Source organism: Lapillicoccus jejuensis, assembly GCF_006715055.1.
GTDB classification, from domain to species: Bacteria; Actinomycetota; Actinomycetes; order Actinomycetales; family Dermatophilaceae; genus Lapillicoccus; species Lapillicoccus jejuensis.
In genome coordinates, this window is record NZ_VFMN01000001.1 from 626,286 (window position 1) to 641,996 (window position 15,711).

The 15,711-nt window shown below is 76.6% G+C and carries 15 protein-coding genes; 7 read left to right on the forward strand and 8 right to left on the reverse strand.

Going from position 1 to position 15,711, the window contains the following annotated elements; genetic code table 11:
- Positions 1–140: 140 nt before the first annotated feature.
- From FB458_RS03055 to FB458_RS22120, 4 genes are all read right to left on the reverse strand, one after another.
- Positions 141–1,688 carry a beta propeller repeat protein gene (locus FB458_RS03055; protein ID WP_141846669.1) on the reverse strand — a complete coding sequence of 516 codons (1,548 nt, stop codon included), beginning with the start codon at positions 1,686–1,688 and terminating at the stop codon, positions 141–143.
- Positions 1,685–2,188: an RNA polymerase sigma factor gene (locus FB458_RS03060; protein ID WP_141846671.1), complete on the reverse strand. Its 504-nt coding sequence runs from the start codon at positions 2,186–2,188 to the stop codon at positions 1,685–1,687. Before FB458_RS03060 ends, FB458_RS03055 begins: the two co-directional genes overlap by 4 nt.
- A gap of 198 nt (positions 2,189–2,386) precedes the next feature.
- Positions 2,387–3,049, reverse strand: coding sequence for a hypothetical protein (locus tag FB458_RS03065; protein WP_141846673.1), 663 nt, complete (start codon positions 3,047–3,049; stop codon positions 2,387–2,389).
- Positions 3,046–3,690: an STAS domain-containing protein gene (locus FB458_RS22120; protein WP_141846675.1), complete on the reverse strand. Its 645-nt coding sequence runs from the start codon at positions 3,688–3,690 to the stop codon at positions 3,046–3,048. Before FB458_RS22120 ends, FB458_RS03065 begins: the two co-directional genes overlap by 4 nt.
- On the opposite strand from FB458_RS22120, the gene FB458_RS03075 reads away from it, so the two are divergent.
- Genes FB458_RS03075 through FB458_RS03095 form a run of 5 tightly spaced genes read left to right on the forward strand, consistent with a single transcriptional unit; the run spans position 3,629 to position 7,744 of the window.
- The gene (locus FB458_RS03075) at positions 3,629–4,336 is read left to right on the forward strand and encodes a response regulator transcription factor (RefSeq protein WP_246061032.1); all 708 of its coding nucleotides are present in this window, start codon (positions 3,629–3,631) and stop codon (positions 4,334–4,336) included. The genes FB458_RS22120 and FB458_RS03075 overlap by 62 nt on opposite strands.
- Positions 4,337–4,365: 29 nt before the next feature.
- A complete protein-coding gene (locus tag FB458_RS03080; RefSeq protein ID WP_211355911.1) occupies positions 4,366–5,802 on the forward strand; it encodes a sensor histidine kinase in 1,437 nt (478 codons plus the stop codon).
- Complete coding sequence (locus FB458_RS03085; protein WP_141846677.1) at positions 5,799–6,503, forward strand: GerMN domain-containing protein; 705 nt, start codon at positions 5,799–5,801, stop codon at positions 6,501–6,503. The genes FB458_RS03080 and FB458_RS03085 overlap by 4 nt, the downstream gene beginning before the upstream one ends.
- A 51-nt stretch (positions 6,504–6,554) precedes the next feature.
- The gene (locus tag FB458_RS03090) at positions 6,555–6,965 is read left to right on the forward strand and encodes a cupin domain-containing protein (RefSeq protein WP_246061033.1); all 411 of its coding nucleotides are present in this window, start codon (positions 6,555–6,557) and stop codon (positions 6,963–6,965) included.
- Entirely contained in the window at positions 6,962–7,744 is a 783-nt protein-coding gene (locus FB458_RS03095; protein WP_141846679.1) for a class I SAM-dependent methyltransferase, read from the forward strand. Before FB458_RS03090 ends, FB458_RS03095 begins: the two co-directional genes overlap by 4 nt.
- A gap of 6 nt (positions 7,745–7,750) precedes the next feature.
- Here FB458_RS03095 and FB458_RS03100 read toward each other — a convergent pair whose 3' ends face one another.
- Positions 7,751–10,294 carry a lysylphosphatidylglycerol synthase transmembrane domain-containing protein gene (locus FB458_RS03100; RefSeq protein WP_246061034.1) on the reverse strand — a complete coding sequence of 848 codons (2,544 nt, stop codon included), beginning with the start codon at positions 10,292–10,294 and terminating at the stop codon, positions 7,751–7,753.
- A gap of 101 nt (positions 10,295–10,395) precedes the next feature.
- On the opposite strand from FB458_RS03100, the gene FB458_RS03105 reads away from it, so the two are divergent.
- Complete coding sequence (locus FB458_RS03105) at positions 10,396–11,181, forward strand: DUF1206 domain-containing protein (RefSeq protein WP_141846682.1); 786 nt, start codon at positions 10,396–10,398, stop codon at positions 11,179–11,181.
- Positions 11,182–11,199: 18 nt separating this feature from the next.
- On the opposite strand, the gene FB458_RS03110 is transcribed toward FB458_RS03105, so the two are convergent.
- Together FB458_RS03110 and FB458_RS03115 are read right to left on the reverse strand one after the other, a co-directional pair.
- Entirely contained in the window at positions 11,200–11,946 is a 747-nt protein-coding gene (locus tag FB458_RS03110) for a phosphatase PAP2 family protein (RefSeq protein ID WP_141846684.1), read from the reverse strand.
- Positions 11,946–12,686 carry a phosphatase PAP2 family protein gene (locus FB458_RS03115; protein WP_246061035.1) on the reverse strand — a complete coding sequence of 247 codons (741 nt, stop codon included), beginning with the start codon at positions 12,684–12,686 and terminating at the stop codon, positions 11,946–11,948. The genes FB458_RS03110 and FB458_RS03115 overlap by 1 nt, the downstream gene beginning before the upstream one ends.
- A 117-nt stretch (positions 12,687–12,803) precedes the next feature.
- Here FB458_RS03115 and asnB point away from each other — a divergent pair, with 117 nt between their 5' ends.
- A complete protein-coding gene (gene asnB / locus FB458_RS03120; RefSeq protein WP_141846688.1) occupies positions 12,804–14,678 on the forward strand; it encodes an asparagine synthase (glutamine-hydrolyzing) in 1,875 nt (624 codons plus the stop codon).
- On the opposite strand, the gene FB458_RS03125 is transcribed toward asnB, so the two are convergent.
- Positions 14,662–15,687, reverse strand: a complete 1,026-nt coding sequence (locus FB458_RS03125) for a diacylglycerol/lipid kinase family protein (protein WP_141846690.1) — start codon at positions 15,685–15,687, stop codon at positions 14,662–14,664. The genes asnB and FB458_RS03125 overlap by 17 nt on opposite strands.
- Positions 15,688–15,711 lie beyond the last annotated feature (24 nt).

Below are 15,711 nucleotides of genomic sequence, written 5' to 3' on the forward strand. Positions count from 1 at the left end.
CACCAGTCCGGGTCACGGGGGTGACGTCGACGTCCCGCCCCCGCAGCAGTCCGGGTCACGGGGGTGACGTCGACGTCCCGCCCCCGCAGCAGTCCGGGTCACGGGGTGACGTCGACGTCCCGCCCCCGCAGCAGTCCGCGTCAGCCGGCGACCCGGACCTCCTGCCAGGTCCGGCCTGCGTCGGCGCTGCGCCAGAACGACCCGTTCGGGACCGCGGGCAGCGCCAGGTAGGTCCCACCGCCGGACGCGCCCAGCCAGCCGAACCCGCCGTCCGGCGGGTGCAGCGAGGCGGGGGCGGCCCAGGTGGCGCCGCCGTCCACGCTGACCTCGACGTCCGAGGCGCCGCCGCCCGACGCCCCCGCGGCGACCACCAGGCGCGTGCCGTCGGCGGCGGCCGCCGACAGCAGCGGGGCGTCGGGAAGGGCGACGGAGGCCCCGGACGGGCCGGGGGTCCAGGTGGTCCCGTCCGCGCTGGTCTGCGGCGCGAGCAGGTGCGCGCTCCCCGCGCTGCCCGGACCGCGGCAGAAGCCGAGCAACCGCGAACCGTCGGCCGCCGCCACGACGAGGGCGCCGCCGTCCACGGACGCGCCGCAGTCCGGCCCACCGAGCGGCGTCACCGACGTCGTCCCGACCTGCACGGGGACCGACGCCTGGCTGCCGCCGACGACGGCGACGTACGCCGTCCGGGCCCGCCAGGCGACCTCGAGCCCCGCGTAGCCCTGACCGACGCCGTACGGCGCCCCCACCGGCGCCGCCGACGCGTCGGCCACCGCCGCGCGCGAGACGGTGACGTCGCCGGTGCACGTCGCGGCGGTGCAGCGGTCGGCGGCGGCGAGGACGACCTCGCGCCCGTCGGTCTCGAGCCCGAGGACCGGTCCGCCCCCGTGGGCGTACGTCGTCCAGGTGCGCCCGCCGTCGGTCGTGCGCAGCACCTGCGCCCCGAAGACCCAGCCGGTGCGGTCGTCGGCGAAGCGCACGTCCGTCACGTCGGCGGCGGCGCCCACCCCGGCCGCCCCACCGGAGACGGGGCGCGCGGGACCGGCGGTGACGCCGGGCACCGTGCCGGCGACCGACCAGCTCGTGCCCCTGTCGGTCGAGGTGACGACGAGGGCGCACGGCGTCCCGGCGCAGGTCGCGGAGCCGAGCCCCCACAGCCGCCCGCTGGCGACGCTGGAGACCGACACGAGGCGCAGGTCCGCCGGCACCCCGGCGCGGGTCGTCGTCGCCGGGGGCGCGGAGGTCGAGGGGCTGCTCGGGGTCGCGGCGGTCGGGTCCGCGGCGGTCGGGGACGGGTCGACGTACACCGTCCGGGTCACCGTCGGGCGCGGCGCGGACGCGACGGTCTCGCTCTGGTGCCGCCCGACGAGGCCGGCGACCCCTCCGCCGACGACGAGGACGGCGGCCGCGGCGGCCACCCAGCGCAGCGGTCCCTGCCGACGGCGCGAGCGCGCCTCGCGGGTGATCCGCTGCCACCGCACCTCGTCGGCGGCGAGCGGTCGGACGTCGTCGCGCTCGGCGGCGAAGAAGGCGGCGACGGGGTCGACCGCGTCCCGCGGCTCACCGGACCCGTGCTCACCCCACCCGTGCTCCCCCGACCCGTGCTCGTCGGGCGCACCGGACGCCGCCGACCAGCCGTCGGCGTCGTACGGGTCGTGGGGGTCGCGCGGGCCGCTCGGGGGCTGGCTCATCGGGCCTCCTCCAGGAGTGGGGCCAGCCGTCGGCGGGCGTCGAAGAGGTCGCGCTTGACCGCGCCGTCGCTCTTGCCGAGCTGGGCGGCGACCTGCGCGACGGTGAGGTCGGCGAAGTAGTGCAGCAGCACGGTCGTGCGCAGCCGCTCGGGGAGGGACTCGACCGCCTCGCGGACGCTGACCCGGGTGGCGACGTCGACGCCGGGCGCGGGGTCCCCGTCGCCGGCCACGCCGAGCTTGCCGTAGGCGACGTGCTCGCGGCCGCGCTTGCGCCAGGTGTCGCGCACGAGGTTGGCGGTGACGCCGTACAGCCAGGGACGGGGGTCGTCGACCTCGTCCCAGTGCCGCACCAGCCGGACGAAGGCCTCCGTGGCGAGGTCGTGGGCCAGGTCGCGGTCCTCGACGAGCTTGGTCGTCCACCCGGCCAGGCGGCCGTAGTGCGCCTCGTAGACCTCGCGGACCTGCTCGTCGACCGACGCCACGGCGCGCGCGGGCGCCATCCCCACCCCCCTCGTCGCCCGACGGGCGGGCAGCGTCACGATTGTCACGACCCCAGGACGCCGCAGCGGCACGCGCGGTTGGGGCCCTCGCGCGTCATTGTGCCCGAGGCAGGAACCCGGGCACGCCGACGACCCCCGGAGCGGAGGACCGGGGGCCGTCAGGGCGCCGACGTCGCCGTCGGCACGAGGCCCAGGGGGTCAGACCCGAGGGGGGCGGGTCGCGAGAGCCTCCCGAGCCGGGGCACCCGGCTCCCCCGCAGGGGCAGGCGGGGGGAGCCGGGTGAGCACGACGCCACCGGCACCGGGGGCGTCGCGCAGCAGGTGGGTGAGCAGGGCGACGCCGTCGCCGGCCCGGAGCCGGTCGACGACCGGGTCGGCGCCGGGAGCCCCGACCGGGCCCCCCACGAGGTCGGCGACGCCGCGGGGGGCGTCGAAGGCGGCGTCCGTGAGGACGACGAGCCGGTCACCGGGGGCGAGCACGACCGTCCCCGGGGTGCCTGGGACCTGCGGCACGAGCTCGACCGGGCCGGGCCGGACCCGCACGAGCAGGGCGGGCGGCGCGAGGCGGGTCCGCACGGTGACGACGCCGTCGTCGTGCGCCCAGAGGGTGGTCGCCGAGTCGGGCACCCGCAGCGGGACGTCGTCGGCGAGCGGCCCACCGGGGCCGCCCGGGCCGCCCTGCTGCCCGACGACGGCGCCGCAGCGGCGCAGCCCCGGCAGCAGCCGCACGGTGCCACCGGGCCCGGGGGCCCACCGCACGACGTCGTACCCGGCGACGAGGTGCCGGGCGACGCGCCCGGGCAGCGGCGTGGCGTCGACGAGGGCACGGGCCCGCGGAGGGGCGTGCAGCACGGCGGTCACGACGCCGCCACCTGCAGCACCTGGCCCAGGCCCGTACGACGCAGCTGGTCGCGGCTGCGACCGCCGGCCCCGACGAGCACGAAGACGACGTGGCGGGCCGTGCAGGCCCGGCGCACCCACAGCAGGGTGGCGATGCACCCGGACGAGAGGTGGTCCAGCTCGCTGACGTCGAGGTGGACGGTGTGGGCGGAACCGGGGACCAGCTGGCCGAGCCGCCACCGCAGCTCGTTGAGCCCTGCCGCCAGCTGGTCCCCACGGAGAGCCACGGTCACGACCCCGTCCCCACGGTCCGTGACCCGCACTCCCACCGGGGCCGAGCAGGCCGGCACCGTCGCACCCGATGCCGTCCGCGTCGTCCCCAGGTCCATCGCTCCTCCTCCGTGTCCCTCCTGCTCCGGCCCGGACGAGCGGTCCGGACCGGTGCCGGTCGGGTCACCCCGTCCGGCTGACCCCACTGTGGCAACGCGGTGTTGAGGTGGTCCGGCGATTCTCTTGCGGTTGCGTGACATCTCGCCGCCGACCCCCGTACGACCCCCTCGGCGGGGCCGTCGGTGCCCGCGGCGCTGGCAGGATGGGCCCGTGGTCACCCTGCTCGTGCTCGAGGACGACGACGGCATCCGTGCCGCCATGGCCCTGGCCATGGAGGACGAGGGGTACGACGTCGTCGAGGCGGCGAGCGCCGAGGCGGCCCTCGTCCTCGTGGGCCGCACCCCGCCCGACCTCATGCTCGTCGACCTCATGCTCGGCGGGATGGACGGGCTGTCCTTCATCCGCCAGGTGCGCCCCTTCAGCCAGGCGCCGATCATCGTCGTCAGCGCCCGCCGCGACACCGACGACATCGTCGCCGCGCTCGAGGCGGGCGCCGACGACTACGTGACCAAGCCGTTCCAGGTCGTCGAGGTGACCGCCCGGCTGCGGGCCATGCGGCGGCGCCACGCGGCCCCCGTGGGCGGGCCGGACGCGGGGCCGCGCGGCGACGGCGTGGTCCTCTCCCCCGACGGGCCGCTCGTCCTCGACGTCGCCGCGGGCGTCGTCCGGCGCGGCGGCGAGGAGCTGTCGCTCACCGTCACCGAGTTCCGGCTGCTCACCGAGCTGGCCACCCACCCCGGCCACGTCCTGTCGCGCCGCGCACTGCTCGAGCGGGTCTGGGACCGGGACTACTTCGGCGACGAGCGCATCGTCGACGTCCACGTGCGCCGGCTGCGCACCAAGGTCGAGCGGGACCCCAGCGCACCCGCCGTCGTCCTCACCGTGCGCGGCCAGGGGTACCGCGTGGACGTGCCGTGAGCCGGGCGTGAGCGGTGGGTGAGGCCGGCGTGAGGGCCGCGTGGCGTCGTGCGGTCGGCCGGGGCGCGGCCGCGGTGGTGCGCCGGCCGATCGGGCTGCGCGGCACCATCACGCTCTCGTTCGCCGTCGGGGGGCTGCTCCTGTCGCTGCTGCTGGCCGTCGGCACCTACCTCGCGGCGCGGCACTACCTCGTCGAGCAGCGCGAGCAGGTCGCCCTGCGGCAGACGTACGTCGACGCGGCGGTCGTCGTCGACAACCTGCGGACGTCGGGGGTCCGGGTGCAGGAGGACGTCCTCGGCGCGGCCGGCTCGTCGGCCGACTCCGACCTCCTCCTCGAGCGCGGGGGCCGGTGGTACACCTCCTCGCTCGACCTCGGCCCGTCGGCGGTCCCCCCGCAGGTCGTCGCAGGGGTCGACCAGGGGTCGGTCACCTACGCGTGGACGCGGGTGCGGGGGCGGCCGGCGGTGGTGGTCGGGGTGCCGCTGCGCGAGTCCGGCGCGCGGTTCTACGAGGTGTCCACGACCGACGAGCTCGCCTCCACGCTGTCGACGCTGCTCGTCGTCCTGCTCGCCTTCGCGGTCCTCGGGACGGCGGCCGGCGCGGCGGCGGGCCGGCTCGCCTCCGCGCGGGTGATGGCCCCCCTCGACGACGTCGCCGGGGCCGCCGCCCGGATCGCCGCCGGCGGCCTGCAGACCCGCCTGCCCCCGACGAGCGACCCCGACCTGGCCACCATCGTCGGCTCCTTCAACAGCATGGTCGAGGCGCTCGAGGAGCGGATCCGGCGCGACGCGCGCTTCGCCGCCGACGTCGGGCACGAGCTGCGCTCCCCGCTCACCACGCTCGTCGCCAGCGTCGAGGTCATCCGGCGCCGACGCGACGAGCTGCCGGAGCGGACCCGGCGGGCGCTCGACCTCGTCGACGGCGAGCTCGACCGGTTCCGGCGCACCCTCGAGGACCTGCTCGAGCTGGGCCGGCTCGACGCGGGCGTCCGCGGCACCGTCGTGCCGCTCGACGCCGCCGAGCTGCTCGCGGAGACCCTGGCGGCCAGCCACCGCGACCCGGGCCTGCTGCACGTCGAGGGCGGGCCCGTCCCGCCGGTCGTCGTCGCGGACCGCTGGCAGCTGTCGCGCGCCGTCGTCAACCTGCTCGACAACGCCGACCGGCACGGCGGCGGGGCGACCCGGGTGCGCGTCGGCGTCGTCGGTGACGCCGTCCGCGTCTGCGTCGAGGACGCGGGACCGGGGGTGGCCCCGGACGAGCGGACCCGGGTGTTCGAGCGGTTCGTGCGCGGCGGGTCGAGGGGGAGCCTGCCGGGCAGCGGCCTCGGCCTGAGCCTCGTCGCCGAGACCGCGGCGGCGTACGGCGGGCGGGTGTGGGTCGAGCCCGCCTCCGCCGACGGCGGGGCGCGGTTCTGCCTCATGCTGCCGCTGCAGGTCGACGCGGCGGCCCCGGCGGGGGCGGCGTGAGCGGCGCGAGCGGCGCGGGACCCCGCACGGGCCGGGCGGCGGCGGGCGCGGCGGTCGTGCTCACGGTCGCGCTGCTGGCCGGCGGGTGCGGGCTGCCCGGCGACGGGCGCGGGCAGCGGGTCCCGCCGGAGCAGGTGCCGTCGGGGCTGCTCGGCCCGACGTCGACCTCGACGACGACGCCGACGTTCTCGACGGCGCGCGCGTCGGTCTACCTCGTGGACGACCAGCAGCAGCTCGTCCCCGTCGCGATCGGGCTCGATAACGCGCCGGTGCGGCCGCTGCTCCAGGACCTGCTCACCCGGCTCGCCGTCGGCCCGAGCGAGCGGGACCGGGCCCGGGGGCTGCTCACCGACCTCTCCCCCGGCACCGTCCTGTCGCTGCGCTCGCTCGAGGGCGGCACGGCGACGGTGCAGATCATCAGCCAGCAGGACCCGGCCCCCGGACGGCTGCCGGTGGCGGTCGCACAGGTCGTCCTCACCGCGACGTCCGTCGAGGGGGTCGAGCGGGTGCAGTTCGTCCAGGCCGACGGCCAGCCGCAGGGCGTGCCGGTCGCGCAGACCGGGGACCTGTCGACGCAGCCCGTCACGGCGTCCGAGGTGGCCGCCCTGGTCGCCCCGGACAGTCCGCCGCGGGTCAGCGTGACCCCGCTGCCCGGGGACGCCCCGGCGTCCGCGCCCGCGACGACGACCGCCGGCCCCTGACCCACGACGCGAGCGGTGGCCGCGGCGGCCGACCGGTGGTGTGATGTCGCTGTGCCGACCTCCTCGCCCGACGCCGCCCGTCCCTGCGAGCTCGTGCCCGCCGACGCGCTGCGGCCGGCCGACCCGACACCCGGCATGTCGCGCGAGATGGCCCTGTCCACCGGCGGGATGTGGAGCGGCACCGTCGACACCGAGCCGGGTTCGGTCACCGGCTGGCACCACCACGGCGAGCACGAGACGACGCTCTACATCGTGTCGGGGACGTTCCGGCTCGAGTCGGGTCCCGGCGGGTCGCACGTCGTCGAGGCGCGCGCGGGCGACTTCCTGCACGTCCCGGCCGGCGCGGTGCACCGCGAGTCCAACCCCGCGGACGAGCCGTCCCGCGCGGTCGTCGTGCGCTGCGGCAGCGGGGTCCCGACGGTCAACGTCGAGGGCCCCGCGCCGACGGCACCGGTGGCGTGAGCGAGGCGGTCGCGCGGGCGCTGACCTTCGGGTCGGTCGCCGAGCGCTACGAGCGCTACCGGCCCGGCTACCCGCAGGTGGTCGCCGACCTCGCGCTGCGCGGTCTCGGCGCCCCGGAGGGCCTGCGCGGCCTCGAGATCGGGGCCGGCACCGGCAAGGCCACCCGCCTGCTCGCGGGGCGCGGCGTCCGCACGACGGCCGTCGAGCCCGACCCGGCGATGCGGGCCGTCCTCGAGCGGACGACGGCGGGGCTGCCGGTCACGGTGGTCGCGGCGACCCTCGAGACGCTCCCCCCGTCGGCCGCCGGGACCCCGTACGACGTCGCGTGGGCCGCGGCGGCCTGGCACTGGACCGACGTCGCGACCCGCTGGGACCGGGTCGCCGCGCTGCTGCGCCCCGGCGGCGCCGTCGTCGGCGTCGGGGGCCCGACCGAGCTCGTCGACGACGACCTGCGGGAACGGGTCGCACGGCTGCGCGACGAGGTCATGCCGGGCGACGACGTCCCCTCGTGGAGGGTGGGCGAGCCCGAGGACGACCTACGCTGGCCCGGCACCGACTGGCGCGCCCACCCGGCCTTCACCGACGTCGAGCAGCACGACCTGACCTCGACCGGGACGGCGAGCGCCGACGACCTCGTCGGGCAGCTGGGCACGGTGTCGGCGTACCTCGTCCTCGACGCCGCCGTGCGCGAGGGGTTGCTCGCCCGGATCCGGGCCGCCCTCCCCGACGAGGTCGCGGTCCGCCACGAGGTCGTGCTGCACCGCGCCGTCCGCGTCTGAACGGGACTAGATCGCCTGCCAGGTGGTGAGGCGGTTGAGCGCGAACCAGCCGAAGGGGATCGGCAGCCAGTACGTCGCGAGCCGGTAGAGCAGCACCGACGACACCGCCGTGCCGCTGTCGACGCCGATGGCGATGAGCCCGGCCGAGATGGCCGCCTCGATGCCGCCGAGGCCGCCCGGGGTGGGCACGGCGGAGCCGATGATCGCGCCGGCGAAGTAGACGACGGCGACGGCCGCGACCGGTGGCTCGGCGCCGAAGGCCCGGGTCGCGCAGACCAGGCTGGCGACGAACGAGGTGTCGAGCAGCATCGCGCCGCCGAGCAGCTGGGCCACCTTGCCGGGGTGCTGGAAGACCCCGAGCACCTGCGGCACGACGGCCCGCACCTGCGGCAGCACCCGCGAGGCGATCGCCTTGCGGACCTTCGGGACCGCGAGGAGCGCGAGCACGACGAGGACGACGACCGGGATGGCCGCGACGAGCGCGGCCGGCGGGGTGAACGACGCTCGCGGCCCGGTCCCGGCGAGCACGCCGGAGACGAGCAGGAGGATGACGTAGGAGCAGAACTGCGCGACCTGGGCGAGCCCGACGCTCGCCGCGGCGACGCCGGGCGCGACGCCCGAGCGCAGCAGGAAGCGGGTGTTGAGCGCGAGGTTGCCGATGACCGCCGGCGCGACGAGCCCGCTGAACGCGACGGCCAGCTGGGTCATGTAGGTCCGCACGAAGCTCAGCCGGATCGTCACCGACCCCGCCAGCACGGTCGACGCGCCGGCGAAGGTCAGCGCGGCGGCGACGACGGTCGCGACGGCCCACGTCCAGCGCGCCTCACTGACGACGCGGCCGACGTCGACCTTGGCCAGCTGGGTGAGGATGAAGTAGCCGGCGACGCCGAGGCCGGCGACCGTGACGACGCCGCGGCCGGTGACCCGGCGCAGCTGCAGCGGCTCGACCTGCTCGGCCTGCGGCCGCACGCGGGTGATCTCGTCGCGCAGCCGCCCGAGCAGCTCCTTGTCGCGCCGCAGCGCCGCGCGGGTGGAGGTCGTGAAGACGATCGGCTGCAGCAGCGGCAGCGCCGAGACGACGGCGTCCTCGCCGAGCCGCGCGATCGCGGTGCGCACGGTGCGCTCGGCGCCGGCGGCGAGCGCGACGGTGACGAGCAGCTGCGCCGCGTCGATGCGCAGCGCGAGGTCCGCGGCGGCGACGTCGCCGCCGCCGACCCGCCGCAGGACGCCGTACGGCGCCCCGTCGTCACCGTGGGCGACCATCACCACGTCCGGACCCAGCCCGCGGTGCGCGAGCCGGCGGCGGCGCAGCGTGGCGAGCAGCTCCCACACGGCGGCCAGCTCGTCGTCGGTGAGGGCCTCGCCGACCTCGGCGAGGGTCCGCCCCTGCGGGTCGGTGTAGGCCAGGCAGGCCGAGAACGGGCCGACCTCGCAGACCGCGAGCGCCCGCGGGGCGCGGACCCCGGCGTCGGCGAGCGCGAGCGCGACCAGCGCGCGGTGCTCGACCTCGGCGCGCAGGTTGAGCGCCGGCGCCCGGGTGCTCGCCCCGCGCAGCCGCAGCATCCGCCAGAACCGTCGCCCGGTCGCGAACCCGAAGGTATCCCGGTCAAGGACCTGCACGTCGAGCTCGCCGGTCGGGGTGACGGCGCGGTAGGAGCGCTCCCCCGAGTCGTCGGGGTCCTCGAGCAGCAGCCGGCGCACCTCGAGCCCGGCGCCCTGGAGGGCGAGGGCGACGTCGCTGCCCGGCGGCCGGGTCGGCACGGCGCCGAGGCCGTAGCGCACGGCGAGCCCGACGCTCCAGCCGAGCAGCAGGGACACGACGACGGCCAGGCCGGTGCTCTGGCCGGAGGCGAAGGTCGTCACGGCCGACGAGACGATGATGACGGCGGCCGTGGGCTGCACCCACCGGCGGCCGCCGACGTCGGCGACGGTGATGAGCGCCGTGAGCGAGACGAGCACGGCGTCGGCCGGGGACGAGCGGCCGTCGACGGTCGGGCGGGTCAGCGCGCTGAGCAGGCTGGCCACGTGCCCCTCGAGGACGAGGGTGCGCAGCGCGAGGACGAGCAGCGCCCCGACCCCCGCGGCGACCAGCGCCTCGACGAGCTGGCGCGGCCGCGAGCGCCGCAGCAGGTCGGCGCCGATGACGAGCGGGAGCAGGACGACGGCGAGCCCGGCGACCCACGAGACGACCTGGAGCAGCAGCCGCGGGGCCCCGGTGGTGGCGAGGCTGAGGTCCTGCTCGAGCGCGCCGGCCGTCCCGACCGCGAGGTCGGCGAGGGCGATGACGACGACGAGGACCGCGACCGAGACGACGAGGCGCAGCAGGTCGGCGGGGCGTCGTACGCGCTCGGGGCTGGGCGGCTCGACCACCTCGGCGCGGGGGTGACCGGCCGGGTCGGCGGCGAGCAGCGCGGCGACCTCCGGGGTGACGACCGGGGCCCCCTCCACGTGCACCGCCGGGCGGCCGTCGGCGTCCTGCTGGCCGGGTGCGTCGACGGCCCGCCCGGGCACCCCGGGCGTGCGGGAGGCGGGGGCCTCGCGTGCGCTCACCGACCCATCCTGCCGCACCGCGACGGGTCGTCCCGGGAGCCGGCGGACCCCGGGTGTGGTGGGGCTCGCGCGCGGCCCGCCGCTGACGACACAATGCCGGGATGGACGCCACCGTCGACGAGGCCGCCCGCAAGGCCAACGACCACCCCGCGGTCGAGGCGGGCGCGCGCCTGGGCTACGCCGCCTCCGGGGTGCTGCACCTGCTCATCGCCTGGATCGGGCTCCAGCTCGTCCTCCACGAGGGCGTCGCCGCGTCGGCCGACCAGTCCGGCGCGCTGTCCTCCCTGGCCGGCAACGGACTCGGCCGCGCGCTGCTGTGGGTGATCCTCCTCGGCTTCGCCCTGCTCGGGCTGTGGCAGGTCACCGAGGTGTTCCTCCAGCGCCAGGCGTCGGGGAAGGTCAAGGCGGTGGCCAAGACGGTGACGTACGTCGTCCTCGCCGTCACCACCGGCCGCTACGCCGTCGGCGCCGGCGGGCGGTCCGGCGCCGACCAGAGCGCCGACCTGACCCGCACGCTCATGCAGCAGGCCTTCGGCCGGCTGCTCGTCGCCGTCGTCGGGCTCGTCGTCCTCGGGGTGGGCGCCTACCACGTCTACAAGGGGTGGAAGCGCCGGTTCCTCGCCGACCTCGAGGAGCACCCGGGCCGCCCGGCCGAGGTGGCCGGGCGCTACGGGTACGTCGCCAAGGGCGTGGCCCTCGGCGTCGTGGGGGTCCTCTTCGCCCTCGCCGCGCTGCACGCCGACCCCGCCGAGGCCCGCGGCCTCGACGGGGCCCTGCACACGATCCTCGAGGCGCCGGGCGGCCAGACCATGCTCGCCGTCGTCTCCCTCGGCATCGCGGCGTACGGCGTCTACTCCTTCTTCCGCGCGCGGCACGCCCGGGTCTGAGGGCCCGAGCGCGCGGCGTCAGCGCGTGCGGCGCTCCCGCAGGTAGCCCCACGCCAGCGTCGCGCAGACGATGCCGTTGACCAGCCCGACGAGGACGTCGGTGAGGTGGTGCATGCCGCGGTACAGCCGCGCGTACAGCACGAGGAGCGGGATGACGACGCACACCGCGGTGAGCACCCGGCGCAGCAGCGGGTGGCGGACCCGCTGCGCCAGCAGGGCGAGCGAGAGGTAGAGGGCCGTCGAGGCCCCGACGTGCCCGCTGGGGTACGACGACGTCGGCGGCGCCGGGTCGAGGTGCGGCACGTCGGGACGCGGCCGCCCGACGATCTCGGTGGCGACGACGAAGACGGTGGCCTGCAGCGAGATGGCGATGGCCGGCACGAGGGCGATCGACCAGCGCCGGGTGAGGGCGAGGACGACCCCGACCATCACGACGCACACCCCGATGACGATCTCGGTGTTGCCGATGTGCGACCACACGGCGGTCACCGCGTCCCAGGTGCTGGTGCGGGTCGACTGCAGCGCCCGGTTGACCGCGCTCTCGGACTGGAAGGAGTGCAGCCCGTCCTGGATGAGGAAGCCGACGGCGAGGATCGCCAGCCACAGCACGAGCGCCGGCAGCAGCAGCCGCCTCCCCACGTCGCGGACCACGTCGCGCCACGGCGGCACGGTGAGGTCGTCCCAGCGGTGCACCCACTCGGAGGTCCAGGGGCGGTCCGCCCCCTCCCGCCGTGACCTCGGGCGGCTCCCGTCGACCAGTGCCATCACTGCTCCTCCGTTCGGTGCTCGCCCCTGGCTGCGCCCGGGCGACGGCCCCAGGCGCGGAAGCCGACCCACGAGGAGAGGACCAGTCCCGAGCCGACGAGGACGCCCGCGACGGTGTCCGAAGGGTAGTGGACGCCGAGGTAGACCCGGTCGAGCGCGGTGAGCCCGACGACGAGGGCGACCACCGTGACCGCGCCCCCGCGGGCCGCCCGCCCGGGCAGCAGCGGCCACAGCAGGACCAGCAGCGCCGTGCCGGCGGCGGCCGCGTTGGCCACGTGCCCGCTGGGGAAGCTGTAGCCCGGGGCGGTCGAGACCGGGTCGTCGACGACGGGCCGCACCCGCTGGACGACGTACTTGAGGTCGAGGGCGACGTTCCAGGCGACCATCATCGTGAGGAAGCACCACACGGCGCGGGCGCGGTGGCCCGTGCGCCACCAGACGAGCAGGCAGACGAGCGACGCGACGACGTACACCGGCAGCGGCTGGAGCGCGGTCTGCCAGACGAGCAGCGCGCTCCGCAGGCCCGGGTGGTCCCGGGTGACGCTCGTCGCCGCCGCGATGGCCGCGTGGTCGGCCTCGACGAGCTCGCTGCGCGAGCCGCGGACGACGAGGGCGAGCACCGTCACCGGCACGGCGAACCCGATGGCGGCGAGCAGGCCCCAGCCGATGGCGGCGAAGCGGTGCCGGGGCACGCCGACCGGCGCGCGCGAGGAGAGCACGTCGGGGGCCGGGGCGTTCACCGGTGTGACGTACCCCGCTCCCCCGCCACCCATCCCCACCGCGCGGGGCGCAGCGACCCGGCCTACCGTTGCAAGAGGCAACCATGTGCTCGGGGACGGCAGGAGGGAGCTCGACAGATGTGTGGCATCACCGGCTGGGTCGCGTTCGACCGCGACCTGGGCTCAGCAGGCGACGGCGGCGACGTCCAGCGGACGATCGACGCGATGACGGCGACGCTGTCGTGCCGCGGACCGGACGACTCCGGGACCTGGCGACGCGGGCACGCCGCGCTCGGGCACCGGCGGCTCGCCGTCATCGACCTGCCCGGCGGGCGCCAGCCGATGGTCCTCGAGACCGACGACGGCCCGCTCGTCATCACCTACTCGGGCGAGACCTACACCTTCGAGGCGCTGCGCTCCGAGCTGCGCTCGCGCGGCCACCGCTTCGGGACCGACAGCGACACCGAGGTCGTCCTGCACGGCTACCTCGAGTGGGGCGACGGTGTCGCCGAGCGGCTCACCGGCATGTACGCCTTCGCCGTCTGGGACGGTCGCCGGGGCCGCGAGCGCCTCGTCCTCGTGCGCGACCGCCTCGGCGTCAAGCCGCTCTACGTCCGACGCACCGCCGACGGCGTCCTCTACGGCAGCGAGCCCAAGGCGGTCCTCGCGCACCCCGACACCCCGCGGCGCGTGACGCTCGACGGGCTGCGCGAGCTGTTCGCCTTCACGAAGGCCCCCGGCTGGGCGCTGTGGGAGGGCCTGGAGGAGGTCCTCCCCGGCCACGTCGTCACCGTCGACCGCGACGGGCTGCACGACCGCGCGTACTGGCGCCTCACGGCGCAGGAGCACACCGACGACACGCCGGCCACGGTCGCCCGGGTGCGCGAGCTGATGACGGGGATCGTGTCCGAGCAGCTGGTCGCCGACGTCCCGCGCTGCGTCCTGCTCTCCGGCGGACTGGACTCGAGCGCCGTCACCGGGCTCGCCGCGGCCCGGCTGCGCGAGCAGGGCGAGCGGCTGCGCACCTTCGCGGTCGACTTCGTCGGCCAGGAGGAGCACTTCGTCCCCGACGCGATGCGGGCCACCCCCGACGCGCCGTACGTGCGCGACGTGGCCCGCCTCGTCGGCTCGGCGCACGAGGACATCGTCCTCGACGCGGAGACCCTCTCCGACCCGGACGTACGGCGCCGCGTGGTCACCGCCCGCGACATCCCCGCCGGGCTGGGCGACATGGACGCGTCGCTCTTCCTGCTGTTCAAGGCCATCCGGGAGCACTCCACGGTCGCCCTGTCCGGCGAGTCGGCCGACGAGGTCTTCGGCGGCTACGCCTGGTTCCATGACGAGGAAGCGGTGTCGGCCGACACGTTCCCGTGGATGGCCGCGGTGCGGCGCATGGGTGGCGACCGCAGTGGCTTCCTGCGACAGGACCTGCGCGACGCGCTCGACCTGCCGGGCTACGTCGACGCGCAGTACCGCACGGCGCTCGCCGAGGTGGACCCGCTGCCCGGCGAGGACGCGCGGACGGCACGGATGCGCGAGGTCTCGCACCTGCACCTGACTCGCTTCGTGCGGATGCTGCTCGACCGCAAGGACCGGATGAGCATGGCCGTCGGGCTGGAGGTGCGGGTGCCGTTCTGCGACCACCGGCTCGTCGAGTACGTCTACAACGCCCCGTGGGCGCTCAAGACGTACGACGGCCGCGAGAAGAGCCTGCTGCGCGCGGCCACCCGGCACGCGCTGCCCGACTCCGTCGCCGAGCGGGTGAAGAGCCCCTACCCGTCGACGCAGGACCCGCGCTACGCGGCGAGCCTGCAGCAGCAGGTCAAGGGCCTCCTCGCCGAGCCGGACGCCGAGGTCTTCGCGCTCGTCGACCGGGGCGCGCTCGAGCGGGCGCTCGACGCCGACCCGGCCGGCCTCGACCAGGGTGGCCGGCAGGCGCTGGAGAAGGCGCTGGACCTGCAGACGTGGATCGAGGAGTACCAGCCCGAGCTCGACCTCACCGGGTCGGACTGACGTCCTCCAGCGGGACGCGGACGAGCAGGGCGGCGGGGAGCACCCGGGTGGCGAGGCCGTAGCGCTGACCCATCGGGTCCCCGTCGACCTGCGCCTCGATCCGCTCCTGCGTGACCACGGTGATCGACCGCCCCGCGAGCGGGAGGAAGCGCTTGTGGCCGCGGCGGTGGTGCGTCACGACGTCGGCCCCGAGCGCGGCCCAGCTGAGCGGGCCGCGCGGGGCGAGGATGGCCCCGTCGAGCCGGCCGTCGTCGAGCCGCGCGTCGGGCAGCACCTCGATCCCGCCCTGGAGCTTGCCGCAGTTGCCGATCAGCACCGTCTTGGCGCGCTGGACGCGCGGCTGCGGCAGGCCACCGGAGACGCGGACCTTGAAGCCGCGCCGCCACATCCGGGTCAGCCCCGACAGCACGTAGGCGGGCCAGCCGAGGACGCCCTTGACCTTCTCGCTCGTGCCCGCCATCACCTCGGCGTCGACCCCGATACCGCACATGACGAGGAAGATCTCCTCGTCCTCGCGGCGCGGGTCGTCGTCCGCCGCGTCCTCGTCGCCGAGCAGCGCGTCCGGCGACGGCGACTCCGGCAGGAGGCGCACCAGGCCGACGTCGACCCGCCGGGCGGTGCCGCTGAGCGCGACGCGCAGGGCGTCGGTCACCGAGTCGATGGGCAGCCCGAGGTTGCGGGCCAGCAGGTTGCCGGTGCCGCCGGGCAGCAGCCCGATCGGGGTGTCCGTGCCGACGAGGCTGGTCGCGACGGCGCGGACGGTGCCGTCCCCGCCCAGCGGGCAGACGAGGTCGACGCCGGCGTCGACGGCCTCCTTGGCCTGACCGACGCCGGGGTCCTCCGCGCTGGTCTCGATGAGCCAGGGGTCCTCCCAGCCCTCGTCGTGGCACACCTGCTGCAGCTCGTCGCGGACCTTGTCGAGGTCGTCGAACTTGGTCGGGTTGACGACGACGGCGACGCGACGGCGCGTGGCGGCGCCGGAGTCGCCGGTGCCGGGAGGGGTGGACATGGACCGACCCTAGTGGCCGGGCGG